The sequence below is a fragment of the uncultured Tateyamaria sp. genome, assembly GCF_947487805.1.
In the GTDB taxonomy this organism is placed as follows: Bacteria; Pseudomonadota; Alphaproteobacteria; order Rhodobacterales; family Rhodobacteraceae; genus Tateyamaria.
In genome coordinates, this window is the sequence record NZ_CANKXW010000003.1 from 1 (window position 1) to 23,423 (window position 23,423).

The 23,423-nt window shown below is 61.4% G+C and carries 21 protein-coding genes; 3 read left to right on the forward strand and 18 right to left on the reverse strand.

The window, feature by feature from the left end; genetic code table 11:
* Nucleotides 1-220: 220 nt before the first annotated feature.
* On the reverse strand, nt 221-1,360 hold the full coding sequence (locus Q0949_RS09270; protein WP_299370876.1) for an aminotransferase class I/II-fold pyridoxal phosphate-dependent enzyme: 1,140 nt from the start codon (nt 1,358-1,360) through the stop codon (nt 221-223).
* A gap of 275 nt (nt 1,361-1,635) precedes the next feature.
* Here Q0949_RS09270 and Q0949_RS09275 point away from each other — a divergent pair, with 275 nt between their 5' ends.
* Complete coding sequence (locus Q0949_RS09275) at nt 1,636-6,558, forward strand: CheR family methyltransferase (RefSeq protein WP_299370878.1); 4,923 nt, start codon at nt 1,636-1,638, stop codon at nt 6,556-6,558.
* Between the two features lie 23 nt (nt 6,559-6,581).
* Entirely contained in the window at nt 6,582-6,983 is a 402-nt protein-coding gene (locus Q0949_RS09280) for a response regulator (protein WP_299370879.1), read from the forward strand.
* Here the strand turns inward: Q0949_RS09280 and Q0949_RS09285 are convergent.
* The 10 genes from Q0949_RS09285 to Q0949_RS09330 form a co-directional block, all read right to left on the reverse strand.
* Nucleotides 6,980-7,348 (reverse strand): hypothetical protein, encoded by a 369-nt coding sequence (locus Q0949_RS09285; RefSeq protein ID WP_299370881.1) that lies wholly within the window; start codon nt 7,346-7,348, stop codon nt 6,980-6,982. The two genes, Q0949_RS09280 and Q0949_RS09285, sit on opposite strands and share 4 nt — an antisense overlap.
* Before the next feature lie 10 nt (nt 7,349-7,358).
* Nucleotides 7,359-8,006, reverse strand: coding sequence for a hypothetical protein (locus tag Q0949_RS09290; protein ID WP_299370883.1), 648 nt, complete (start codon nt 8,004-8,006; stop codon nt 7,359-7,361).
* Nucleotides 8,007-8,420 carry a response regulator gene (locus Q0949_RS09295; protein WP_299370885.1) on the reverse strand — a complete coding sequence of 138 codons (414 nt, stop codon included), beginning with the start codon at nt 8,418-8,420 and terminating at the stop codon, nt 8,007-8,009.
* A 95-nt stretch (nt 8,421-8,515) separates the two neighbouring features.
* A complete protein-coding gene (locus Q0949_RS09300; RefSeq protein ID WP_299370887.1) occupies nt 8,516-11,047 on the reverse strand; it encodes an HWE histidine kinase domain-containing protein in 2,532 nt (843 codons plus the stop codon).
* A gap of 74 nt (nt 11,048-11,121) precedes the next feature.
* Entirely contained in the window at nt 11,122-11,538 is a 417-nt protein-coding gene (locus tag Q0949_RS09305) for a response regulator (protein WP_299370889.1), read from the reverse strand.
* A gap of 77 nt (nt 11,539-11,615) precedes the next feature.
* Nucleotides 11,616-13,094, reverse strand: a complete 1,479-nt coding sequence (locus tag Q0949_RS09310; RefSeq protein WP_299370891.1) for an aldehyde dehydrogenase — start codon at nt 13,092-13,094, stop codon at nt 11,616-11,618.
* 8 nt (nt 13,095-13,102) lie between these two features.
* Nucleotides 13,103-14,137: an LLM class flavin-dependent oxidoreductase gene (locus tag Q0949_RS09315; protein ID WP_299370892.1), complete on the reverse strand. Its 1,035-nt coding sequence runs from the start codon at nt 14,135-14,137 to the stop codon at nt 13,103-13,105.
* Between the two features lie 12 nt (nt 14,138-14,149).
* Nucleotides 14,150-15,043 (reverse strand): flavin reductase family protein, encoded by an 894-nt coding sequence (locus tag Q0949_RS09320; RefSeq protein WP_299370893.1) that lies wholly within the window; start codon nt 15,041-15,043, stop codon nt 14,150-14,152.
* Nucleotides 15,040-15,807 carry an alpha/beta fold hydrolase gene (locus tag Q0949_RS09325; RefSeq protein ID WP_299370894.1) on the reverse strand — a complete coding sequence of 256 codons (768 nt, stop codon included), beginning with the start codon at nt 15,805-15,807 and terminating at the stop codon, nt 15,040-15,042. The genes Q0949_RS09320 and Q0949_RS09325 overlap by 4 nt, the downstream gene beginning before the upstream one ends.
* On the reverse strand, nt 15,779-16,378 hold the full coding sequence (locus Q0949_RS09330; protein ID WP_299370895.1) for an amino acid synthesis family protein: 600 nt from the start codon (nt 16,376-16,378) through the stop codon (nt 15,779-15,781). The genes Q0949_RS09325 and Q0949_RS09330 overlap by 29 nt, the downstream gene beginning before the upstream one ends.
* Nucleotides 16,379-16,489: 111 nt before the next feature.
* Between Q0949_RS09330 and Q0949_RS09335 the strand changes: the two genes are divergently transcribed.
* Nucleotides 16,490-17,383 (forward strand): LysR family transcriptional regulator, encoded by an 894-nt coding sequence (locus tag Q0949_RS09335; protein WP_299370896.1) that lies wholly within the window; start codon nt 16,490-16,492, stop codon nt 17,381-17,383.
* Here the strand turns inward: Q0949_RS09335 and Q0949_RS09340 are convergent.
* The 7 genes from Q0949_RS09340 to Q0949_RS09370 form a co-directional block, all read right to left on the reverse strand.
* Nucleotides 17,346-18,491: a M56 family metallopeptidase gene (locus tag Q0949_RS09340; protein ID WP_299370897.1), complete on the reverse strand. Its 1,146-nt coding sequence runs from the start codon at nt 18,489-18,491 to the stop codon at nt 17,346-17,348. The two genes, Q0949_RS09335 and Q0949_RS09340, sit on opposite strands and share 38 nt — an antisense overlap.
* Nucleotides 18,478-18,873, reverse strand: coding sequence for a BlaI/MecI/CopY family transcriptional regulator (locus Q0949_RS09345; protein WP_299370898.1), 396 nt, complete (start codon nt 18,871-18,873; stop codon nt 18,478-18,480). Before Q0949_RS09345 ends, Q0949_RS09340 begins: the two co-directional genes overlap by 14 nt.
* Before the next feature lie 79 nt (nt 18,874-18,952).
* Nucleotides 18,953-19,351 (reverse strand): DUF2160 domain-containing protein, encoded by a 399-nt coding sequence (locus tag Q0949_RS09350; RefSeq protein WP_299370899.1) that lies wholly within the window; start codon nt 19,349-19,351, stop codon nt 18,953-18,955.
* Complete coding sequence (locus Q0949_RS09355; RefSeq protein WP_299370900.1) at nt 19,351-20,148, reverse strand: carbohydrate ABC transporter permease; 798 nt, start codon at nt 20,146-20,148, stop codon at nt 19,351-19,353. Before Q0949_RS09355 ends, Q0949_RS09350 begins: the two co-directional genes overlap by 1 nt.
* Before the next feature lie 88 nt (nt 20,149-20,236).
* Nucleotides 20,237-21,100 (reverse strand): sugar ABC transporter permease, encoded by an 864-nt coding sequence (locus Q0949_RS09360; protein ID WP_299370901.1) that lies wholly within the window; start codon nt 21,098-21,100, stop codon nt 20,237-20,239.
* Nucleotides 21,097-22,182 (reverse strand): ABC transporter ATP-binding protein, encoded by a 1,086-nt coding sequence (locus Q0949_RS09365; RefSeq protein WP_299370903.1) that lies wholly within the window; start codon nt 22,180-22,182, stop codon nt 21,097-21,099. The genes Q0949_RS09360 and Q0949_RS09365 overlap by 4 nt, the downstream gene beginning before the upstream one ends.
* Before the next feature lie 91 nt (nt 22,183-22,273).
* Nucleotides 22,274-23,338, reverse strand: a complete 1,065-nt coding sequence (locus Q0949_RS09370) for an ABC transporter ATP-binding protein (RefSeq protein WP_299370905.1) — start codon at nt 23,336-23,338, stop codon at nt 22,274-22,276.
* Nucleotides 23,339-23,423: the final 85 nt, after the last annotated feature.

The window sequence follows — 23,423 nt, forward strand, 5'->3', positions numbered from 1 at the left end:
TGCCCCAAACAGACACATTCCACTCCGTCGCTGAAGCCTCAAGCGCAAAGCTCAACGAAACGAGACCGGCAACGCCGACAGTCAAAACCCTAGACATCAAAATTCCTCCCTTTTTGATCTGGGACGACTTAAACACCATTCCGTCGCACAAAACGCATGAAGAAATTCGCGGGGCGACGACCGGCGACCCTGCGGATATCCGCAGGGTCCAGCAAGTGCCTCAATTGGAGCTGTTTTTTGAAAGATGCGCGGACAGCGCTGCCAACCCTTCGTCCAGATTGCGCCGCCCGAAGCCAAGGCGCAGGCGGTCCGCAGGGGTCGGGCCAAGTGCAGATGTATAGATGGTGCTGGGCAAAAACAGCACGCCGCTGTCTTCCACCAGCGATTGGCAGAACGCCTCGACACCTTCAGGACCCTTGTAGCGTGGAAAGGCCATACAGGACCCATCGGGCCTATGCCAATCAAAGAGGTCGGGATAGCGGGCAAAGAAGGCATCCCACTTGGGCAGGTTTTCATCCACGATCTCACAGTTGCGCGCGAGAATGCGCGCACGGTTGCGCAACGCGATCAGGGTCAACCGCTCGCTTGGGCCGGAATTGCAGATCGACAGATAGTGTTTCATCCGCTCCATCCGCGACAGCACATCCTTGTCCTGGGACGCGATCCAACCAACCCGAAGGCCCGGCAACCCATAGGACTTGGACATCACGTTCAGCGAAAGCCCGCGTTCGTACAGGTCCGCGACAAAGGGCAGGTGCCGCGTGCCCGAGGGACCCAAACCGTTGAAAATCTCGTCATGCAGGATGTAGATCCCGTGCTTGCGGCACAGATCAATCAGCGCGGTGTACCGATCCAGCGGCAAAATCGCCCCGGTGGGATTGTGCGGAAAGTTGATCGTCACCAAACGCGTGTTCGGGCGTATCGCGTCCGCAATCCGGTCGATGTCCAGCGACCAGTTGTCGTCCGGATCAAGCGGCACGCCCGTCGCCTCGCAAATCGCCACGGGCAATGTCTCGTGCGATTGGTAATTCGGCGTGACCACGATCGCGTGGCTGTCGCTGTCCAGCAGCACGTTGTTGGCCGCAAAGATCCCCTCGCTCGCACCGGCAAAGCACAGCACGTTATCCGCACTCTGGTGCGCATAGGTCTCGGCGATGGCCGCGCGCAGATCCGGAGCCCCATAGGTTTCGGTGTACCCAAGCCAGAGCCCCTCGAATGCCTCGCGGTCCTCGGGGCTGGCCATGGCGAGCAGATCGCGCATCGACATGGCTTCCGCATCGGATGCGGTCATGTGGTAACGGGCCTTGAACTCCCATTTGGAGAAGTGGGTTTCGAGGCGGAAATCCGGCAATGTTGGCATGTGCGGCGGGCTTTCTGTTCTGTGGTCCAGTATGCCTAGACGATCGGGGCAGGAAACCGAAGCCCCCGTTGCCGCAGCGTCTGCCCCGCGCGGGCTTGAACCCGCAACAAGCCGGGCATAGAAAACTTGTGCAACACCGGATTGCCAAAGCAAATTCTACACTAGATTGAACTATAGGCAGGGGCGCAACCATGCTATTCTTGGTGTGCAGAGGCAGGCCGCACCGCATGACGCGAGAAGTTGAACGTGCAGATTAAAGACAGGTTTTCCGTTCGATGACTGAACCCAAGACTATCGTTGCCATTGGTGCCAGCGCCGGGGGCCTTGGCCCGTGCGAGCTGTTTTTCGATCACGCACCGGTCGACAAGGGCTTTGCCTATGTGGTGATCCAGCATTTGTCGCCAGACTTTCGGTCGCTTATGGACGAGTTGCTGGCGCGGCATTCGTCGATGCCGATCCACCGGGTCGAAAACGGGATGGTGATCGAACCGAACACCATCTACCTCAACCGTCCGCGGCAGGTGTTGACGGTGGCGGATGGCAAATTTGTGGTGGCGCCCGAGGAAACCGAAGACGTCATTCGCCTGCCCATCGACGATTTCTTCAACTCCATTGCGGATGAATACGGCGACGAGGCGGTGGCCGTGATCCTGTCCGGGTCAGGCAGCGACGGCGTGCGCGGTGCGCGCCAGATCAAATCCCGCGGCGGCCGCGTCTTTGCCCAGACGCCCGAGACCGCGAAATTCGACAGCATGCCGCGCGCCATCCAGACGGCCAAGCTCGAGGACGGATCCGCCGCCCCCGAGGACCTGCCGGAACTGATCCAGCGCCATATCGCGGGCGAATTCGGGCTGGGCGGCAATTTCTATCGCGAAATGACCAGTGATCCGGTGTTCGACATCCTGGGCCTGATGCAGGACCGGTTCGGCACCAATTTCACCTATTACAAGATCGAAACCGTGGCCCGCCGGCTGAACCGCCGCAAGGACCTGTCGGGCCACGCGGATGTGCGCGACTATTACCGCACACTGCTTCAGGATCCGGACGAGCTTGAGACGCTCTATAACGATCTGCTGATCGAAGTGACGGCGTTTTTCCGCGACAAGCCCGCCTTTGACCTGCTGGCCCGCGACGCCATTCCGGAAATCTGCCGCGACATGTCCCCGCAACGGCAGGTACGTATGTGGGTGCCCGGCTGCGCCAGCGGAGAAGAGGCCTATACTCTCGCCATTCAGGTCGCCGAATTTGCCCGCGCCAATGACAAGGCGTTCAATCTGAAGATCCTTGCCACGGATATTCACAAGCGGTCGCTGTCAGCGGCCTCTGCCGGGATCTTTTCGAATGAAACGCTGGCGGCCGTGGACGAGAACCTGATCGAACGGTATTTTGAAAAAACCGGCGACTACCATCAGGTTCGCCAAAACCTGCGCCGCGCCGTTGTCTTCAGCCCGCATGATCTGCTGCGGGATCCGCCGTTTACCCGGATGGATCTGGTCAGCTGCCGCAACGTGATGATCTACCTCACCGAAGAGGCACAACAAAAGCTGCTTGCCCTGTTCCATTTCTCGCTGAACAAGGACGGCTACTTGTTCCTCGGGCCCAGCGAGACCACCGGCAAACTTCACCGCGAGTTCACCCAGATCTCGCAACGCTGGCGCATCTTCCGCAAGACGCGCGACGTGCGCCTGATGGAATCCACGCGCCTGCTCAACTCGCAACGCCCGCCGATGGACGCGAGCCTCGCACTGGCCACCACCCGTAAACCAGCCACAAAAGCAGCGCCGATGCGGGTCGCGAATGACCCCAAGTCGACGGCCATATCCGCCGCACTGCACAGACTTCTGGGCATCTACGGCCCGCCCGGTTTCCTGATCGATCAAAGCGGGCAGCTGACCCACATTTTCGGCGATGCCCGCAAACACCTGCGGTTCAATACCGGCGGATTCAGCAACGTGCTGACCGAATTGCTGCGCGAAGACCTGAAGCCCTTTGTCGCGCCCATGATCGACCGGTTCAAACACGGGATCATGGTCGAACATGCGCGCAGCGCCACCCTGACCGAAGAAGACGGTGAAACGATCGAGCTGCGCCTGCTGATGCGCCCCCTGATCGAAGAGGACACCGATGGCGGCCCCTATGCCATCGTTACGCTTGAGCAAACTGGCCGCGTCGAAACCGACATCGCGCTGATCCCCAGCAGTGACGACGCCGATGACATCGACCGCGATCTGGTCACCTCCTATGCCTCGCGCGTGTCCGAGCTCGAGCAGATGCTCGGCTCTACCGAGGAAAGCCTGCAAGCCACCATCGAAGAGATGGAGACCTCGAACGAGGAATTGCAGGCCACCAACGAAGAACTGATGTCCGCCAACGAAGAGCTTCAGTCCACCAACGAGGAACTGCACTCGGTCAACGAGGAACTCTATACCGTCAGTTCCGAACACGAGCGCAAGATCGAAGAGCTGAGCGAACTGACTTCCGACATGGACCACCTGCTCAAGAGCACGGCCATCGGCACGATCTTCCTCGATTCTGATTTGCAGGTGCGCCGTTTTACCCCTGCGGCTGCGCATACGTTCAACCTGATCGCGCAGGATGTCGGACGTCCCTTTGCCCACGTCACCGCACGGTTCTCGACCGTCGATGTTCAGGACATTGTCCGACAGGTACAGGCCGACGCCAAACCGGTCGACAGCGAGATCGTGTCCAACGACAGATCCTACCTCATGCGCGTGCTGCCCTACGTGTCCGACGTCCAGCAAAAGCCCGGCGTCGTGATCACGATGATCGACATCGACGCGCTCAGCCGCGCCCGTACCCGCATTGCCGACATGGAACAGCTGCACGACGAGGTGCTCAAGGATATCGGACAGCTGATCGTGCGCTGGAACAAGGCGGATGGCGAGGTGACCTTTTGCAACGCCACCTTTGCCGAACTGTGCGGCGGGTCCATCGCCGACCTGCTGGGCACCGATTTCAAAACCCACCTCTCCGCCGAGGTGCACGCCAAGATCAACGACGCGACCAAGGAAATTGCCCCCGGTGCCTTCCGCCGCGTGATGTTCAAATATACCGACCCGTCGGGCGCAGACCGCTATTTTGACAACATGCTGCGCGCACTGTCGGACAAGTCGGGCAATATCTTCGGCTTCCAGATCACCGGGCGCGACATGACGCCGGATCAGGAATATATCCGCACTCTCGAAGAAGTGCTTGAGGTCGACCGGTCGGACTATCCCGCCTCCAAATACGGCTCGCATGTCGCCAAGAACGAATTGGCGCGGGTCGAGAAACTCTTTGAGATCGTGCAGTCCTATCTGGGCGCAACCCAGCTGCTGGTCACCATCGGCGGCCATGACGAAACGCCCAAACCGCTGGAACTGCCCGCGGTCAGCCAACCGGGCGTGGTGCCGCAAAGCGCCTATAACAGCCTCGAAAAAATCGTCTCCGACGACGCGGCAAGCTCTGAAACCGTGGGCATCCGCAAGGTCAACCTGGCGGGCCGCAATCAACACAAGACGCTGCTGAACGATCTGGGCGCATCCCGCGCTATCGTCGGCCCGATCATCTCGCGGAATGCGGTGATCGGACGGGTGGCTCTGGCCGTGTCCTCGCACCACCCGGACCGCGATTTCACCGAACTGGAACTGGCGCTCGCACGGATCACGATCCGCTGGGCCGGCTATATCTGGGACCGCAGCCGCACCATCGAAGCCATCGAAAGCACCAGCGCCCAGCTGATGCTGACCATCGATCACCTGCCTGCGCGGGTGTGGTTCAAGGACGACCAGAACAAGATCATCTGGCTGAATTCAACGGCGGCCGCCTCGATGGGCATGTCTGTCGAAAACGCCACGGGCATCAACACCTACGACCAGTTCCCCGAAATGGCCGGAAAATACCACAAGGACGACCTTGCGGTGATCAACTCGGGCCGTCCCAAGCTGGGGATCATCGAAAAGTTCACGCCCAAACACGGCCCGCACGGGTGGTCCAAGACCGACAAGATCCCTTACGTCGATCCGCGCACCGGCGCCCGCAACCTGCTGGTCATCTCGACCGACATCACGATGCTCAAGAATCAGGAGGCCGAAATCGAGCGGTTGAACAAGTCGCTCAATCAACAGCGGGGCCTTTATCGCGAGATCTACCAACACACGCCCGCGATGATGCTGACTACGGATGCCGAAAATCGTATCGAGGACGCCAACGACCTGCTGGCCAAAACGGGCGGTTATACCCGCGAGGAACTGATTGGCCGCGCCATGCGCGACGTGTTCCTCGAACGCAAGCGCGACACCGACCTGCCGCAGGTGGACGAACGCGACAGCGGCGAGCCGATGCGCCTGCTGTGCAGCAATGGCACCTTGTTGGACGTGGAACTGGCAGGCATCGACGACACGCTGGCCGACGGCGAATTCCGCCGCCTCTGGGTCGTGCACGACGTGTCGGCGCGCAACCTCGCCCTCGCCGCGCTTGAGGCCAAGAATTCCGAGCTGGAGCACCTCAATGACGGGTTGGCGCAATTCGCCTATGCCGCGTCGCATGACCTTCAGGAACCGCTGCGCAAGATCCGCCAATACGGCGACCTGCTGACCGAAGATTACAGCGACAATCTGGACAAGGACGGGCAATTCTACGTGGATGTGATGACGTCCTCGGCCGAACGGATGAGCAGCCTGGTCAAGAACCTGCTGCAATTCTCCAGCGCCTCGCAGGGGGATTTCACACCGCAGGAAATCCCGCTGGGCAAGCTGGTGGACAAGGTCGTCGACGACTACAAACAGGTGATCGAGGAAACTGGCGCGACCATCACCTCGGACACCCTGCCATCAGTGCGCTGCGACGAGAACCTTGTGCAGATCGTGTTCTCAAACATCATCTCGAACGCCCTGAAATACCGCGCGCCACAACGCGCGCCGGAAATCAAGGTGGGGGTCGAACAATCGGATGACCGCATCATCCTCAGCTTTACCGACAACGGCATCGGGTTCGACAAAAGCGAGGCGGAACGCATCTTTGACCCCTTCGTCAGGCTGGTCTCGAAATCCGAGGCGCAAGGCACCGGCATTGGCCTCGCGATCTGCCGTACAATCTGCGAACGACACAACTGGACGTTGACCGCTTCTAGTACGAAGGGTAGTCACACACGCATTGAAATCAGAATACCGATCGAAAGCAGCGAGTGGGCAAAATAGCAACCGGACGCCATGTCATCATCGTGGATGACGACGACGAAGACGTTTTTGCCATCCGGCGGGCGTTCTCCAAATATGATGACACGATCCAGCTCAAGCACCTGTCCGACGGGGCCAAGGCCGTTGACCATCTGCTCGCCATTCAGGAATTTAGGGATCTACCGGACCTCGTTCTGCTCGACATCAACATGCCGCGCGTGAACGGGTTTGAAACCCTTCAGGCCCTGCGCAGCTCCAACCTGACCCGGCATCTGCCAATCATCATTCTATCGACGTCGGATTCGGTGCGCGAAATTCGGCAAGCCTATGCCTCGGGCGCGAATGCGCACATGATAAAACCCAGTTCGATGTCGCGGTTACAGGAATTTGTGCGTGCCATTGCGCTGTTTTGGCTGGATACGGCGGCCTTGCCCAACCAGAACTAGGATCGGCGCTCAAAGATCTCGGCCAGCATGTCGGCCGTCACGTCGTCCTTCTCGAAAAACAGCAAATCACCATCCTGTCCTTGCACCTGCGGGTTCAGGACCGAAGACACGACAACGATCTGCACCGCCACGCCAAGGCTGCGCAAGGTCGCGACGGACTGCCGGTGATCGGTCTCGGGGGGGATGCGCGAATCCAACAGGACGACGCCGGGTCGGTCCTGTCTGATCGCCTCCTCCGCATCCTCTACAGACAGAAAACAGCGCAGCGTGAACCGCCCGTCGCGGTCCAGCAACCGTGACACGAGGTGGTGTTCCAGTGGATCGTCGTCGATAAAGATCACCGAATACGGCATCAAACCCTGCATCTGCGTTGCGTCAAGCAACGGACTTGGGGGCTTTTGCAGCCATTTCCAGTGTGATGCCAAATTTATTGTGCCCGGCATGCGACGCCCGGGCGCTTCCGCCCACGCGCTCCATGATATGCGCCACAAGCGCGAGGCCCAGGCCCGCATGCGACGCCGGATCGCGCGACCGAAATGGCGTGAAATCGGCGGCCGTTGCCTGAACGTCAGCCACAGTGGTGACCCGTAAGAGCGATCCATCGATGCGGATGGTGAAATTACCCCTGTCCGCCCCATGATCCGCCGCGTTTTCCGTCAGCGCATCCAGCGCCAGATCAAGAAGATGCGCGTCCGTCCATGCCGCACCCTCCCCGTCGACAAAGCATTCGAACCGCCCAAGGCGACCACCTGCCCGTGTCACCGCCGCACGCGCCGCCGGCCGCAGGTCGATCAGTCGGCACTCGGTCCGGTGGCTCGCCAGATCCGTGACCCTGCGCGTCATCCGCACCAGCGCAAACAGCTTTCTGGACTTGTCCTTGATCTGCTGGCTCAGCTTGCGCACTCGGTCCGGATCGTCCGCGTCCTCGGATACCATGTCAGACAGAAAGGCAATGTTCCGGCACAAGGCAGTCGTGTCATGCGCAAGTCGCGCAGCGATATCGCCGATACTGGCCGCCTGCACTTAGCTGTCGACCGTATGCAGCACGAGGGGCTTTTCGACCAATTGCGCCGCAACCGATTCAACATCGAACCGTTTCTCGATGAACCAGTCCGCGCCGTTCTTGAGACAAGTATGAATATGAACGACCGCATCCATCCCGCTCAGCACCCCGATCAGCGGCGGGTTCTCCGGATAGAGCGCGCGTATCGCATTGATGGTCGATAGACCGCTCAGCTGCCAGTCGACACCTTCGACATCCGGCATAAAGAGATCAACACAGATCAGGTCGACCCCCTCGCCGTTCTTCTTGAGGTAGTCCAAAGCGTCAACCACATTGTCAAAGGCGATCACGTCCGCCTTGCCAGACAGGGCCGCACCCAATGCACTCAAGTAGTCGACATCGTCATCGACCAAGACAATTCGTCTGTTCATCATTTAATCATTCCAAGCTTACAACCTAAAGGTGCCACAGAATTCTCAAATGTCAAATTGTATAACTCTTTGATCAGAGTACCGTACGCAGACTCAACCTAAGGTTTGACGCGCAACAGGTCTGTCAGCAAAACACGTAGAATCGAGGTTTCGATCGGCTTTGCGACCCATAGCGCGTCCAGCCCCTCGACCATATCCAGCGCGTCGCTGCCATAGCCGGTGGCGAATACAAAAGGCGTTCCGACGCTTTGCAACCTGGCCGCCACTGGTGTGCAGATCTCTCCGTGCAGATTGACGTCCAGAAGGCAGAAATCATAGGTTTCCGCATCGATGCACGCCAAAGCATCCGCAATGCTATTTGCTGAATCTATTTGAGAAAATCCCAATTCCTGCAATATCTTCCGCGATTGCATCGCAACAATGAAATTGTCCTCCACCAACAGCGCACGACCGCCAAATGTCGCTGCGGGTTGTTCGGAGTATTCGGGCTTTGCACCGCGGCTGCTCTGGCGGGCTTGCGGGACATCTCCGTCAACCACCACGTCCGCCGGGATCTGCAACCTCACCTCGACGCCACCTGGCAGGAATTGCAAGTCGGACACGCCGTTGAACTCGTAGCCAATGCCGTCAGCAACGATCGTGGTGCCAAATCCGGTGTGCGTCGGCGCAACCACCGGTGGTCCTCTGCTTTCAACCCAAAGCAGTTCAAGCACGCTCTCGTTAAGCCGCCAATTTACCGTAACGCGCCCTTTCGGCACCGACAGAGCCCCGTATTTTGCCGCGTTCGAGGTCAGCTCATGCATGATCAGCGCAATAACCGACGCCGCGTCCGGACGCAGCACGACCTGTGGGCCATCGATTGTCACACGCCCCAGTTCCCCCTCGTAAGGACGCAGTTCCAGCAGGATCAAATCCGCCAGCATCGCACCCTGCATATCGGCGCGCGTCAACAGATTATGGGCCCCCGCCAACGCGACGATCCGCCGTTCCAGCGCCGCGGCATAGGCTTCAATCGATGTGCTGTCCTGTCGCGACTGCGATGCCAGCGATTGCACCAGCGCGAGGATGTTGTGCACCCGGTGGTTCAGCTCCCGCACCATCAACCCCATGCGATGGCGGTTGTCGCTCAGCCGTTTCTGCGTGGCGAGAACTTGGGACAGCGCATCACAAAAGGCCTGCGCCAGTTCGATCTCGGCTGCCGTCCACTCCGATGACTGGTCTCGGTTTTGCTCCACATAGCTGTCAAATGACGCGCGCGGGTCAAGCCTCGGGCGGCCATCATCGACCGTCACGGTCTTTTCGGGCGCTCCGGCCCAACGCACGATCTGATCAATCCTGTCCCTGAAGAAAACGACCGATGCATCCTCCATCTCCGGCACGCGCGCTGCCAGGGCCCCGCCCGTTTGCCCCCAATCGACGTCGGGCATCCGTGCGCCGAGGTCATTGACAGCTGTCAGCGGCGCGTCTCCGGCCTCTTGCAAAAGAGAACGGCACGCATCCACAGGCGGCGTCTCCCCATATGTCAGCACTTGCCCGCCCAGCACCATCGCGACCCCGTCACAGGCGATCAACGCGGCCACCTCATCCCGTACCGCATCCCAATAGGCCCCTGCGGCCAGTTCGCTGTCATCCAGAACGACCAGCCGATTGGCAATGCCGAAACATTGGTTCCGCGCCTGTTGCCGCCGGCTCTCCAATGCGTGCTGGATCCGCAAGCTGATCAGCTTGCCCGCCAGTTCGGCCCCGACCAAAGTGTTCGGGTCAACCGTCTTGGCCGTCATATGGTGCGCGGCAAACAAGCCCCACAACGCCCCGTCCACCACAACCGGCACGGTCATGGTGGCCCCGACCCCCATATTCTCGAGGTATTGCCGATGCACTGCATCCTTGCCACGCAGCACCGCAAGGGACATGTCCAGCGGCTCGGCACCGGGCAAGCCGACGACGCCAGCATCCGGGCCCATGATATCCGAAAGCACCCGGATCGGGGTCCGGGCATAAAGCGTGCGCGCAATCCGGGGGATATCGCTTTCCGGGAACCTGAGACCCAGATACGAGGCCACATCCGGGTGCCGTGCCTCGGCCACCACCATGCCCGATCCATCGGGCAGGAACTGGTAAAACTTGACCCGGTCAAACCCGCATAAGGCCCGCAGCCGTTCGGTCGCTCTGTCGAAGAACGATGGCAAGTCGTTGAAATCCAGCGGACTTGTCAAAAAGCTCTGTGCCTGATGCAGCGCGCCGCCGCGCTCCTGGCCATGTGCGGGCTCTGGGATCATCTCGATCACGGCCCGCGTCCCGGCCCTGTACAACGACACCGCATAGGTGACATCACCGATCGTCTTGGGCGACTGCACCTCGCGCTGTCTCTCGATCGTGTCATGGCTCAGCGCATTGCGAAACCCGTGCAACTCTTCGGCAGAAAACACCGTGTCCGCAGCACCACCCACCAGTGCGTCCGGCACCGCGCCAAGGATCGGTGCGCAGTTGTCGCTGATGCACTCAATTGTCTCGCAGAACGCATCTAGTGCCACCAGCAGCCCAAAGCCCTGAATGCGACCCGGAATGTGGATCGGATCCTCGCTGCACCGGTCCAGTGCCTGCCGTAGCTCGTCTGCGGTAAGTGTCATAATGGCTTTCCGCTCGGGTCTTTTGTCATGTCAGATTGCACGGACACCGCGCCCGTGTGAACCATGACAAACCCCTAGCCGTTTTCCACCTTGGGTCGCAACAGCTCCAACACGGCAGTGACCAGTTCATCAGCGGTAAACGGTTTGCGCATCACGCGGTCGGCACCCATGTTTTCGACCGTCAGCAGCGGGTCGATGCCGGAATATTTGCTCGGCATGAAGCCACTGACCGCAATCGTCTTGGGTTGTTGCTCGCGCGGCAGTTGCGTACGCATCTTGCCCAACAGCAAAATCCCCCCGTCTTTCAGGGGTTGGCCGCTGTCGTCTCGGATGAAAATGTCTGCAATCACCGCATCCACGTGATCATGCTGGATCTGCGCCAACCCTTCGGTCGCGCCATGCACGTGCACCGTGTCGATCCCGGCCTGTTCAAACTTGTCGCGCCACGACTGAACGAGGTCAAAATCGTCTTCGAGAATAAGAACCTTCATGGCGGCGTCTTTGTGTAGCGGTCAACTCTGTCTTGGCAACCCTAGCGCGAAGCGTTCTGACGTCGACACATTTTCTGTCACCGCATGACAAACGGATTGGCCATCGGCGCGTCGGACGTGTTGATCCACGTGGTCTGCGTCCGGGTGTAATCGAGGATCGCCTCCATGCCCGCCTCGCGCCCGTATCCCGACTGGTTGAACCCACCAAACGGCGCGATGGGCGAAATCGCGCGATAGGTGTTGACCCAGCAAATGCCCGACCGGATGCGCCCCGACACCCGGTGCGCCCGCGCGAGGTTCTGGGTGAACACGCCAGACCCAAGGCCGAACTCCGTGTCATTGGCCAGCGCAATCGCCTCGTCCTCGGTGTCAAAGGGCAACAGCGTCATCACCGGGCCGAACATCTCTGTCTTCAGCGTCTGCGTCGCCGCATCCGTGCACGTCACCAGCGTCGGTGCCATGTAGTTGCCCGCGCGCGGCAGCGCTGCGCCGCCAAACCGGATCTGCGCGCCCTGTTCGGTTGCGCGCGCCAACGTCGCCGCAATCGTCTGCATCTGCCCTTCGGTACAGAGCGGCCCCACATGCGTGCCCGCCTCCAGCGGATCGCCCACGACGATGCCCTTGGATTTCTCCGCAATCAGGTCCGCCAGCGGCTCAAGGATCGACCTATGCACCAGCCCCCGCGACCCCGCGACACAGCTTTGACCCGAAGCGCCGAAATTGCCCGCGATCAGACCATTGGCCGCCCCTTCCAGATCCGCATCCTCGAACACGATTATCGGCGACTTCCCCCCCAGCTCCAACGTGGTCACCGCGAAATTCTCGGCCGAATTGCGCACCACATGCCGCGCCGTGCCCGGCCCGCCCGTGAATGCGATGCGGTCCACCCGCGGATGGCGCGTCAGCGGAATGGCGCAGTTTTCCGCGTCCCCCGTCACGACGGACACAACGCCCGGCGGGAACCCCGCCTCCTCGACCAACCGCGCGAATTCCAGCATGGGCACCGGGGCCGCCTCCGACGCCTTGAGGACAACGGTACAGCCCGCGGCCAGCGCAGGCCCCAGCTTGGTCGCGGTCAGGAACATCTGCGCATTCCACGGCACGATCGCCGCCACCACGCCAATGGGCGCGCGGCGGGTGAACACATGCATATCCGGCTTGTCGATGGGCAGAACCGCGCCCTCGACCTTATCGGCCAGCCCCGCATAGTACCGATAGTAATCGCCAACATAAGCCGTCTGCGCCGACGTCTCGGCAAGCAGCTTGCCGCTGTCCGTCGTCTCCAGCTCACCCAGATGACGCGCGTTCTCCTCGATCAGCGCGGCCAAGCGGTACAAGAGCTTGCCCCGCGCCGTCTGCGACATGTCCCGCCACGCCGGATCCTCCAGCGCCCGCGCCGCTGCGCGCACCGCCCGGTCGATGTCGTCCGGGCCGGCACAGGCAAAACTGGCCCAGGCCGCGCCACTGGCCGGATTCACCGTCTCCATGACCTGCCCGGCGGACCCTTCGGTCCACGCGCCGTCGATATACAGCTGATAATGCGGCAAATGTCCCATCGTTCCCCTCACTGAAACCTTGGCATGACGTCATCGATGAACCGCGCCAGCGACGCACGCTTGCGTTCGATGCTCATACCACTGTCCACCCAGAACGAAAATTCGTCGTAACCCAGATCTTCGTACCGCTTGATCCGGTCGATCACCTCTTGCGTCGTGCCGATGGTCAGATCGCGGCCGATCTTTTCATCCGTATACATCGGGTTGGCGTCCATCTCCGCCTGGGTGATCGGCTCGATCAAAGCCTGCCGGATCGGGCGCTTGTTCAGGAACCACGCCCCGAAATAGTTGTAGTACCGCCGCAGATCGCGCACCCCCTGCGCCACGTCATCCGCATCCTTGCCGACATAGGTGTGATGCAGCAGCATGACCTTGGGCCGCGGCCCGTCATAGCTGGCGCAGGCCGCGTTGAACCGGTCCATCAGCGTCTCGATCTCCTCCATCCCCTGCCACAGCGGCGTGACCTGAATGTTGAACCCGTTGTGCACGCCAAACTCATGGCTGTTGGGATCCCGCGCCGCGATCCAGATCGGCGGGCCGCCGTCCTGCTTGGGCTTGGGCGCGGACGTGGTCGGCGGAAAGGCATAGAATTCGCCCTCATGCGCGCAATCCCCGGCCCAAAGCTGTGGCAACAGGGGCGTCGTCTCGCGCATGCGCTGCCCCGCCTCCCAGGCATCCATGCCCGGCATCAGGCGCTCGTATTCAAACGCATAGGCCCCGCGCGCGATGCCCACCTCGATCCGCCCTTTCGTCATCTGGTCGGCTGCCGCCGCCTCACCGGCCAGCTTGATGGGATGCCAGAACGGGGCCACCACCGTGCCAGTGCCCAGACGCACATTCTTGGTCCGGTGCGCCAGATCGACCAGGGACAGGAACGGGTTCGGAGCAATGGTGAACTCCATCCCGTGGTGCTCCCCCGTCCACACCGCGCGCATGCCCCCCTGGTCCGCCATCTCCACCAGGCTGACGAATTCATCGTACAGAACATCATGCGGCTGATCCGGATTCAGGCGTTCCATATGCGCAAACAGCGAAAAATCCATGGGCATGCTCCTCTAGGACAGGGTGTGAATGTCGCCCGCCTCGGCATCGCCGAGATACAAGGCAAAGGTGCCGGTCCGCGCCTCAAGCGCAAAGCGCGCCATCATCTGACCCACCGGCGCAGAGGCAAAGGCAAGCGTCGGCAAGGCAGTGATTGGTACCCAGACCATGCCCTCGGGCACCGCTTGCTGTGCCGTCCGGGCAAGGTAATAGGTAAACCGCCGCCCCGTGCCCCGCTGCGTGAACGCGGAATAGACCTGGTCGATCTCTGCAGTGATCCCCAGCGCCGCCAACCCATCGGCCAGCCGCGCGCGCTGCGCGCCGGGGGCGGCATCCTCGACCAGAACGGGCTGCATCCCTTGCGCCGTGGTCTGCATCAAGACATGGCCGTCGCGTTCGATGATCGCGCCGCAAAACCCTGCCGCGCCTGTGTCTCGCTCCAGCCCGAGGCTGAAATACCGACCCCCGACATAGCCCAGCCCTGGCGCGTCGCGCTGCGCGATGTCCATGACGTGGCCCACGAGGATGATGTGATCGCCCGCCGGGATCACCTGCTCCGTACGGCAGGAAAACTGCGCCACGGCCTCGTCGATCACCGGCACGCCGTCTGCATTGATCCCGTGCGGCACACGGGCAAACCGGTCGCCCTTGTACCCGGCAAAAGTGTTGGACACGTCCTCCTGACCCTCGGCCAGCACGTTGACCGCGAAATGGCTGCACCGCTCGAACGCGGCAAAACTGGAAAGGAACCGCCCTGGACAGACCAGCAACAAGGGCGGATCCAGCGAGACGGAGGTGAACGAATTCGCCGTGAACCCGACCGGCGCGCCCGAGCCGTCCCGCGCGGTCACAACGGTCACCCCGGTCATGAACCGGCCAAAGCCCGTGCGCAGATCCTCTGGCGTCATCGCAGGCACCTCTCCGCAAACTCGACCAGCACCGCATTGACCACTGCCGCATGTGTCATCGGCAGCATATGTGCCGCCCCCTCCACCACGACGCATCGCCCCTGCGGGGCCAGTGCCGCCATGGCCTGCGACATCTCCGGCGTCGAATTGGGCTCCTCCGCGCCGGTCAGGAACAGCGCGGGACAACGCAGGCCAGCCAGCGCGGCATCCTCCGGCCCGTCCTCGGCGGCGAACACGGTATAGGCGGCGCGGTATCCGGCGAGGTCGGCATCCCGCAGCCACTGCTCACAGGCATGGCGCGCCTCGGACGGGGCCGTGCCGAACCAGCGGGCCAGCGTCGGCTCCGGATCCGCAACCGTCTGCCCGTCCAGCGACGCGGCGCGCGCGGTCACGGCGGCCTTGGCCGCGTCCGACCTGCGATAGACCGCGTTCATCGCCACCACGCCCTGCACCTCCGACCCCAGCGCCAGCGCCATCATCGCACCCATGGAATGCCCGACCACTACCGCAGGGCCATCGACCATCGCCCGCACCGGTGCCACGAAATCCTCCAACGACGACGCCCCCGACGGTGCCGCCGCCCCGTGCCCAATCATGTCCGGCGCAATCGCCCGGAACCCGGCCCCGGCCAGCGCGTCGATCTGCGACCCCCAGGCCTCTGCCCGCAGGCCCACCCCGTGCAAGAGCAGCACGACCGGCCCCTGCCCCGCCACAATGGCCGGGTGGCCCGCGATCTCAGACCGCTGCCGGGTTGTCCACGTCATGGCCCAAATCCTTGAGGTCCTGATACCGGTCGCCAATGCGGTGATGCGGACGCCCCGTGGTCGCACCGCCCAGAACTACAACGATCTCGTCGGCGCGCGGCGCATCCGGGATTGCGAACTGAATGGTCAGGTAATGCGACCGCCGCCCCGCATCGTTCTTGTCCATCAACGGCACCATGATCGGCGCATTCGCCCCGCCGCGCGTATTGGTAAAGGACAGATAGGATTTCGCCCCCACAGCCTCGCGGAAATGGTTTCCAAACCGCAGCGTATGGATCAGGCCCGAGGCATGTTCGACCTCACCGTCCAAGCCCACAACCGCCGCCTTGCCATAGGCCTCGATCGCGGCTCCGCCCCCGGCAAGCGCAATCATCCGGTCTGTCAGCAACTCGCCCAGTACCGGACCATAAGCCTGAATCTCGGGCTTGAGATCCTCCACAAACCGCCCCGCCCACGGGTTGCGCACCACCGCTGCGACCGCAAACATCCGCCACGGGCTGGCCGCGGGCTGGAACCCTTCGATCAGCACCTCTTCGTCATAGGTCACGATTTTTCGGATCTCGGGTGTCACGGGATGCGCCTCGTTTCTTGCGTGTCTCCCTTTCTTCGGACCGGCGCGAAATTTTGACAAACGAAAGAATCTGCGGCTTAGGTAGTAGCGTTGCTAATAGGTGCGTTACAGATGGCCAAATCCCTGCCCCCGCTCAACTGGTTCCGTTCGTTCGAGGCCGCCGCCCGCACGCTCAGCTCCACCGCCGCCGCCAATGAAATCGGCCTGACACAATCGGCCGTCAGCCAACAGATCCGCGCGCTGGAAAGCAGGCTGGGCGTCGTGCTCTTTGCCCGCCACGCCCGCGGGCTGACCCTGACGGACGAGGGGCGCAAATTGCTCCCGCAAGTCGAGGCCGCGCTCGAAACGCTGGCGACCGCGACGCGGCCCTACGCCCCCGCCCGCGACAGCGCCCACATCACCGTCGCGGCCTCGCTCAGCGTGATCGAATGGGTCATCGCCCCGGCCCTGCCCGCCTTTCACGCGCGTCATCCGGGCCTGTCGGTCCGCTTTGTCAGCACCATCTGGCCTGACGAATTCTCCGTCGCACGGGCCGATGTCGAAATCCGGTTCGGGTCGCAGAAACAGGTGGGGGCCAATGCCACGGCCCTCGGGCCGGACAGCCTGATCGTCGTGTCGAACAGTACCGCGCCGCTGGCGGATCAGCCGCTGATCGAAACCGTGGGCACCTCCAACGGCTGGCCCGCATGGGCGCACGCCAGCGGCATGACCCTGCCCGACCCCACATATTTCGCCGACTCTTATGGCCTTGCCCTGACCCTCGCCGCACAAGGCAACGGTGCCGCCTTGGTCAGTTCCGTGGTGGCCCGCGCGGCCCTGCGCTCAGGCCAGGTGACCCAGGCGCATCCGCGTGCGATCACCGGGGCCGAAGGGTATCACCTTGCCGTGCAACGGCATGCGCCCGAAACCGATGGCTTTGCCGCTTGGGTCGCAGATCTTGTGCAGTCCCCGCCCGCAGATACGCGGGTCAGTTCCGGATCCGACCAAAGGTCGACAACCGGTTGATCTCGTCCAGACGCTCCAGATTGACGACCGTGGACAGCATCAGCCGGTCCTGGCTCCAGTCGCCGGGCCGCTGGATCGCCACCGCGGTCAGCATGATACACGCCACCAACGGCAACAACGTCGCAAGATACAAAAGACGCGGATGCCGCAAGTGCCGCAAATCCAGCATGGACGTGATCCGCTGGTGCAGGAAGCTGGTGGTCGTGTCGTTGATACCCGACCGGTCCGCCGTAACCAGCGTGACCTTGGGCACCGCCACCACGAACATACGGTCGCGGCGCAGCGTCTGCTGACACACCGACAGCAACGTGTCGCAATAGGCGCGCACATCGATCCGACCCCGCCGCAATACTTCCGCATCACAGCTAAGCTCGCGCAGTGTCTCCACCTGCCGCTTCCACGCGTGATAGGCCGGGTTCAGGAAAAACGCGGGCTTCAGCGCCTCGAGCAGGATCTCCCAATCGATGTCACCCTGCCGCAAATGCTGGAACTCATGGGCCAGAGACACCTTCAACTCCTGAGGCTGACCCAGCATATGCGAGGGAATCACCACATAGTAATACCACAGCCCCCGCGTCGAAAATGGCACCAGCGTCCGGTCCGACAGACGCAGCCGTACGCGGCCAAACCTGCGCCACGCATAGCCCGAAGACACGATCCGGTAGAGGCACGCCATCGAATAGCACAGGCGCAGCACGCCCACCGCAAGGCTGATGGCAAAGGCAATAATCGCCGTCCACGCCACCCATCCGGCGGCGTTGATCACGTTGTTCAGGAATGTATCGCGCAAGTTCACCAGCCGCTCGAACTCGGTCGCCTGCATCTCGAACCCGCCGTTGAGGTAATAGGCGACGACCATGTCGGACAGGTTGATATTGACGCTCTTGGCGTACCCGCTGGTCTGCAGCGTCGTAAAGGCGAGGATCAGGAACGGCGAAAAGACAATGGCCAGAAAGATCGTGTTCAACAGCTTGAGCTGCGTGGCGTAACTATGTTTCAAACCCAGACGCATAAGGCTCCACCGAACCCCCGACCACAGGAAAAAAGCGATCACAATCAGGATATTGGCATTGATGAAAGCATCGAGAAGGGCATCACCCGGTATCATTTTTCAACCTCCGATCCACTAATGCCCGGATTGTCCCCAATGCTTCGTCCGTCAGTTCGTCGTCGTTGACAAGGCGCGCCACCAGTGACACGGGCGCGTCGTCAAACAACTTCATCGACAGATCTTTCAGTGAACGGGTCTGATAGGCGTCTTTGCCCAGCGTCGGCTTGAACACATGGCTCTTGCCATCCTTGCGGCTGGTGACGAATTCCTTTTGTTCCAGAATGCGCAGGATGGTCGCCGCCGACGTATAGGCAAGGTCCCGGTCTTCGGGCAAACGGTCCAGTACGTCCCGCACAGTGCCCTCGCCCAGCGCCCAGAGTTCGTTCATGAACTCCAGTTCCACCTCCGTCAGCAGCTCGTTATTCTTCTTCTTTCTCATACGGTACCATCCAGCACGTATAGCTCACTATTTGTGCAGAGTGAGTAAATACGAAGTTTTTAGTTTTTCAAAACGTTTTTCACACTTTCCAGAAACAGAATATGCCCCAAACGATCGACGCCCCCAAGGGTGCCCACAACGGTTGCCCCACCAAACCCAGCCACGCGAGAAAAATATAGGCACTTCCCAAAAGAGTGATGAACAGGCGATCACCCAGTGTCGTGGTCAGACCAAACACCCCCGTCCGTTCGATGCCGTCGCGATATTTGGTGATCTCGAGCACCGCAATCACGGCAATCGCGCCAAAGATGAAACAAAAGAGCGCAAAGGTCACAGGCGTCCAAGCCATCCAGAAACTGGGCCACAGCGGGTCGGTCCAGGAAAACCCCTTTTCCTCGGTTTGCTGGGCGACATTGCCCCAGCCCTGCGCCAGCGCGGCCCCCGGTGCCAGCGCGATCAGATATGCCAGGTGTTTCATCAGACCCTCCCCAGGGCAAAGCCCTTGGCGATGTAGTTGCGCACGAAATAGATGACGATGGCGCCGGGGATGATCGTCAGCGTCCCCGCCGCCGCCAATAGGCCCAATTCGTATCCGGCAGAGGATGCCGTCTTGGTCATGGTCGCGGCGATGGGTTTCGCGGCCACCGCCGTCAGCGTCTTGGCCAGCAGCAGCTCGACCCAAGAGAACATGAAGCAGAAGAACGCCGCGACCCCCACGCCCGCCTTGATCGTCGGCAAAAAGATGGTGACGAAAAAGCGCGGAAAGGAGTAGCCGTCCACATAGGCGGTCTCGTCCAGTTCCTTGGGCACACCGCCCATGAACCCTTCGAGGATCCAGACCGCCAGCGGGATGTTGAACAGGCAATGCGCCAGCGCGACGGCAATATGCGTGTCGAACAGGCCGACCGACGAATAAAGCTGAAAGAACGGCAAGGCGAACACCGCCGCCGGGGCCATCCGGTTGGTCAGCAGCCAGAAGAACAGCTGCTTGTCGCCCAGAAACCGATACCGCGAGAACGCATAGGCCGCAGGCAGCGCCACACAGACCGAGATCACGGTGTTCAGCGACACATAGATGATCGAGTTGATATAGCCCCAGTACCAGCTGGGATCGGTAAAGATGACCCGGTAATTCTCCAGCGTGAAGGTCTGGGGAAACAGGCTGAAGCCCGCGAGGATCTCGTTCGTCGTCTTGAACGACATCGCGACCAGCCAGTAGATCGGCAGCATCAGGAACGCGATATAGAGGATCGGGATGAGGGAGCGTTTTCTCATGTTGTGCCCTCCTGTCCATATGTGCCGCCCGGCACCGCCGGGCAGCCCTCTGTTCTGACGACTGTCAGAGGATCAATAATATCCCGGATCATTGCGCATCGTCCTTCGTCATAAGGGTATAGAACAGCCACGAAACCAACAGCGTGATGGCAAAGTAGATCAGGCTCATCGCCGCCGCCGGGCCCAGGTCGAACTGCCCCAGGGCAATCTTGACCAGATCGATGGACAAGAGCGTCGTCGAGTTACCGGGACCACCACCGGTCAGAACAAACGGCTCCGTATAGATGTTGAAGCTGTCCATGAACCGCAAAAGGATCGCGATGGTCAGAACCGTCTTCATCTTGGGCAACTGGATATAGCGGAACACTTTCCACGGGGATGCCCCGTCAATCTTGGCCGCCTGATAATAGGCATCCGGGATCGACACGAGGCCCGCATAGCTCAGCAGCACCACCAGCGACGTCCAGTGCCAGACATCCATCACGATGATCGTGACCCAAGCCGCAAACGGGTTCTGCGTCATGTCATAATTGATGCCCAACACGTCGTTCAGGAAATAGCCCATGAGCCCGATCTTGGGCAGGGTAAAGATGTTCCACATCGCCCCCACCACGTTCCACGGGATCAGCATCGGCAAAGCCATCAGCACCAGACAGACCGGCACCCACATGCCCTTCTTCGGCATCGACAGGGCAATGATGATGCCCAGCGGCACCTCGATGATCAGGATCAGAAAGGTGAACAGGAACTGCCGCCCCAAAGCGGCCTGAAACCGGTCCGACCGCAGGATTTGCTCAAACCAATCAAGCCCTTGCCAGAAGAACACGTTGTTGCCGAACGTCTCCTGCACGGAATAGTTCACCACCGTCATGATCGGCACCAGCGCGTTGAACGCCACCAGGAACAGAACCGGCAGGACAAAGAACCACGCCTTTTGATTTTCGGTTTTCATGTCCGTGCCGACCCCTCATTTTCAGTAGAAAGCCATCCGTCGCGGTAGAGCCGCGTGTGGTCCGGCCGAAACGCCAGATGCACCTGCGCCCCCTGCTCCGGCACGTCCCCTTCGACCACGGCCTTGACGCTGGTGTCCCCCAGCATCGCCTCGACCACGGCGTGGCGGCCCACATCCGACACCTTGCGCACCCGCGCCTCCAGCCCCTGATCGGAGAGACTGACAAACTCGGGCCGCACACCCAGTTCGGTGCGTCCTCCCTGCCCGGTCACCTGACCTTCCAGCGTCACGGGGTGGCCGTGCAGGAACGCACCGCCATCGCGTTCCTCGACCGGCAGGATGTTCATGCCGGGCGAGCCGATGAAGTGACCCACAAACGTGTGCTGCGGCCGCTCGAACAACTCGACCGGCGTGCCGATCTGGACGACCTCGCCCTCCTGCATGACCACCACCTGATCGGCAAATGTCAGCGCCTCGGTCTGGTCGTGGGTGACATAGATCATCGTGGCGCGCACCCGCTGGTGCAACTCCTTCAGCTTGGAGCGCAGCTTCCATTTCAGATGCGGATCGATCACGGTCAACGGCTCGTCAAACATCACGACGTTCACATCGTCGCGCACAAGGCCGCGCCCCATCGAGATCTTCTGTTTGTTGTCGGGCGACAGATGCGAGGCGCGGGTGTCGAGCATTTCCTCGACCTCCAGCATGGTCGCGATCTCGGCCACCCGCTCGGCGATCCGCGCCTCGGCCACGCCGCGATTGCGCAGCGGAAAGGCAAGGTTGTCGCGCACGGTCATCGTGTCGTAGATCACCGGAAACTGGAACACCTGCGCGATGTTGCGCTGATCGGGGGGCAGGTCAGTGACGTCGCGGTCATCAAACAGGATCCGCCCCTCGGAGGGGACGAGCAGGCCCGAGATGATATTGAGCAGCGTGGACTTGCCGCAGCCCGATGGCCCCAGCAGCGCATAGGCGCCGCCATCCCGCCAATCGAGATCGATTTCCTTGAGCGCGTAGTCCGCCGGCCCGGAGGGGTTTGGCAGATACGAATGACGCAGGTTCGAAAGTGTGATCTTGGCCATCACACACCTGCCCAATGGTGCGCATGAATGCACACCCTGCACGGCGCCGTAGGGTGTGCCTTTACGGCGCACCGATATTGCGAAACCGGGGTCATGCCACGAGCCTCCCATCTTGCGAGAAATAATAGGCACGGCTGGCATCCATGTAGAAATCATGGGCCTCGCCGACCTCGTAAGGGTGCACCCCATGCGCCAGCGACACCCAGCCATCCGTGCCCAGTTCGAAATGCGCACTCGATTCCGAGCCGGACAATTCGGTGACCAGAACCTTGCCGGACAATTTAACATAATCTGTCCCCGCGGGGACAGGTGTGACGTGGTGCGGCCGGATCGCCATCGTATACGCCCCATCGGGCAGCGCCGCGGCCGGGCCGGACAGGGTCCAGCGTGCGCCGGTATCAAGCTGCGCCTGATCGCCGGTCTTGGTGACGCGTGCCGCATTGATGGGTGGGTCGGAAAACACTCGCGCCGCGGTCAGGCTTGCGGGGTTGCGATAGATGTCGGCGGTCACGCCGAACTGGCTGACCGATCCGTCCTCCATCAGCGCGGTGCTGCCGCCCAGCAGCAGCGCCTCCTCGGGCTCGGACGTGGCATAGACCACCACCGCCCCGCGCCCGGCAAACAGTTCGGGCAGCTGTTCGCGCAACTCTTCGCGCAGCTTGTAGTCGAGGTTCGCAAGCGGTTCGTCCAGAAACACCGCGCGGCTTTCCTTGGCAATGGCGCGCGCCAGCGCGCAGCGCTGCTGCTGCCCGCCCGAAAGCTCGTGCGGGCGACGGTGCAGCATGGGCCGCAGTTGCAGGATGTCCGCCGCCTCTTCGACGCGGCCCTGGATCTCGGATTTCGCCATGCCTGCGACCCGCAGGGGGGAGGCAATATTGTCGTACACCGTCATCTGCGGATAGTTCACAAAGAACTGGTGCACGAGGCTGATGTTGCGTTTCTGCGTGGACAGTTTCGAGACGTTCTGCCCATCCATCCAGATCTCTCCGCTCGCCAGCGGGTCAAGGCCCGCCATCAGCTTGATCAGGGATGTCTTGCCCGATCCGGTCTGGCCCAGCAGGACGTTGAAATGTCCGGTCTCCAGCACCAGCGATGTGGGTTTGATATGCGTGATGCCACGCGTCACCTTGCTGGCCTGCTTCAGCTCGATTGTCATGGGATGTACCTGTGTCGAGAAATGGCCGGGGCTCCGTATCGACCCCGGCCTGCGCCTGCCCGCTTGCACTCACCAAGCGGGCAGG

Coding starts and splice junctions, on each gene's coding strand:
- Q0949_RS09270 (WP_299370876.1), bottom strand. CDS start 1,360: ATGCCAACATTGCCGGATTTCCGCCTCGAAACCCACTTCTCCAAATGG.
- Q0949_RS09275 (WP_299370878.1), top strand. CDS start 1,636: ATGACTGAACCCAAGACTATCGTTGCCATTGGTGCCAGCGCCGGGGGC.
- Q0949_RS09285 (WP_299370881.1), bottom strand. CDS start 7,348: ATGCAGGGTTTGATGCCGTATTCGGTGATCTTTATCGACGACGATCCA.
- Q0949_RS09295 (WP_299370885.1), bottom strand. CDS start 8,420: ATGATGAACAGACGAATTGTCTTGGTCGATGACGATGTCGACTACTTG.
- Q0949_RS09300 (WP_299370887.1), bottom strand. CDS start 11,047: ATGACACTTACCGCAGACGAGCTACGGCAGGCACTGGACCGGTGCAGC.
- Q0949_RS09305 (WP_299370889.1), bottom strand. CDS start 11,538: ATGAAGGTTCTTATTCTCGAAGACGATTTTGACCTCGTTCAGTCGTGG.
- Q0949_RS09310 (WP_299370891.1), bottom strand. CDS start 13,094: ATGGGACATTTGCCGCATTATCAGCTGTATATCGACGGCGCGTGGACC.
- Q0949_RS09315 (WP_299370892.1), bottom strand. CDS start 14,137: ATGGATTTTTCGCTGTTTGCGCATATGGAACGCCTGAATCCGGATCAG.
- Q0949_RS09320 (WP_299370893.1), bottom strand. CDS start 15,043: ATGACGCCAGAGGATCTGCGCACGGGCTTTGGCCGGTTCATGACCGGG.
- Q0949_RS09325 (WP_299370894.1), bottom strand. CDS start 15,807: ATGACGTGGACAACCCGGCAGCGGTCTGAGATCGCGGGCCACCCGGCC.
- Q0949_RS09335 (WP_299370896.1), top strand. CDS start 16,490: ATGGCCAAATCCCTGCCCCCGCTCAACTGGTTCCGTTCGTTCGAGGCC.
- Q0949_RS09340 (WP_299370897.1), bottom strand. CDS start 18,491: ATGATACCGGGTGATGCCCTTCTCGATGCTTTCATCAATGCCAATATC.
- Q0949_RS09345 (WP_299370898.1), bottom strand. CDS start 18,873: ATGAGAAAGAAGAAGAATAACGAGCTGCTGACGGAGGTGGAACTGGAG.
- Q0949_RS09350 (WP_299370899.1), bottom strand. CDS start 19,351: ATGAAACACCTGGCATATCTGATCGCGCTGGCACCGGGGGCCGCGCTG.
- Q0949_RS09355 (WP_299370900.1), bottom strand. CDS start 20,148: ATGAGAAAACGCTCCCTCATCCCGATCCTCTATATCGCGTTCCTGATG.
- Q0949_RS09360 (WP_299370901.1), bottom strand. CDS start 21,100: ATGAAAACCGAAAATCAAAAGGCGTGGTTCTTTGTCCTGCCGGTTCTG.
- Q0949_RS09365 (WP_299370903.1), bottom strand. CDS start 22,182: ATGGCCAAGATCACACTTTCGAACCTGCGTCATTCGTATCTGCCAAAC.
- Q0949_RS09370 (WP_299370905.1), bottom strand. CDS start 23,338: ATGACAATCGAGCTGAAGCAGGCCAGCAAGGTGACGCGTGGCATCACG.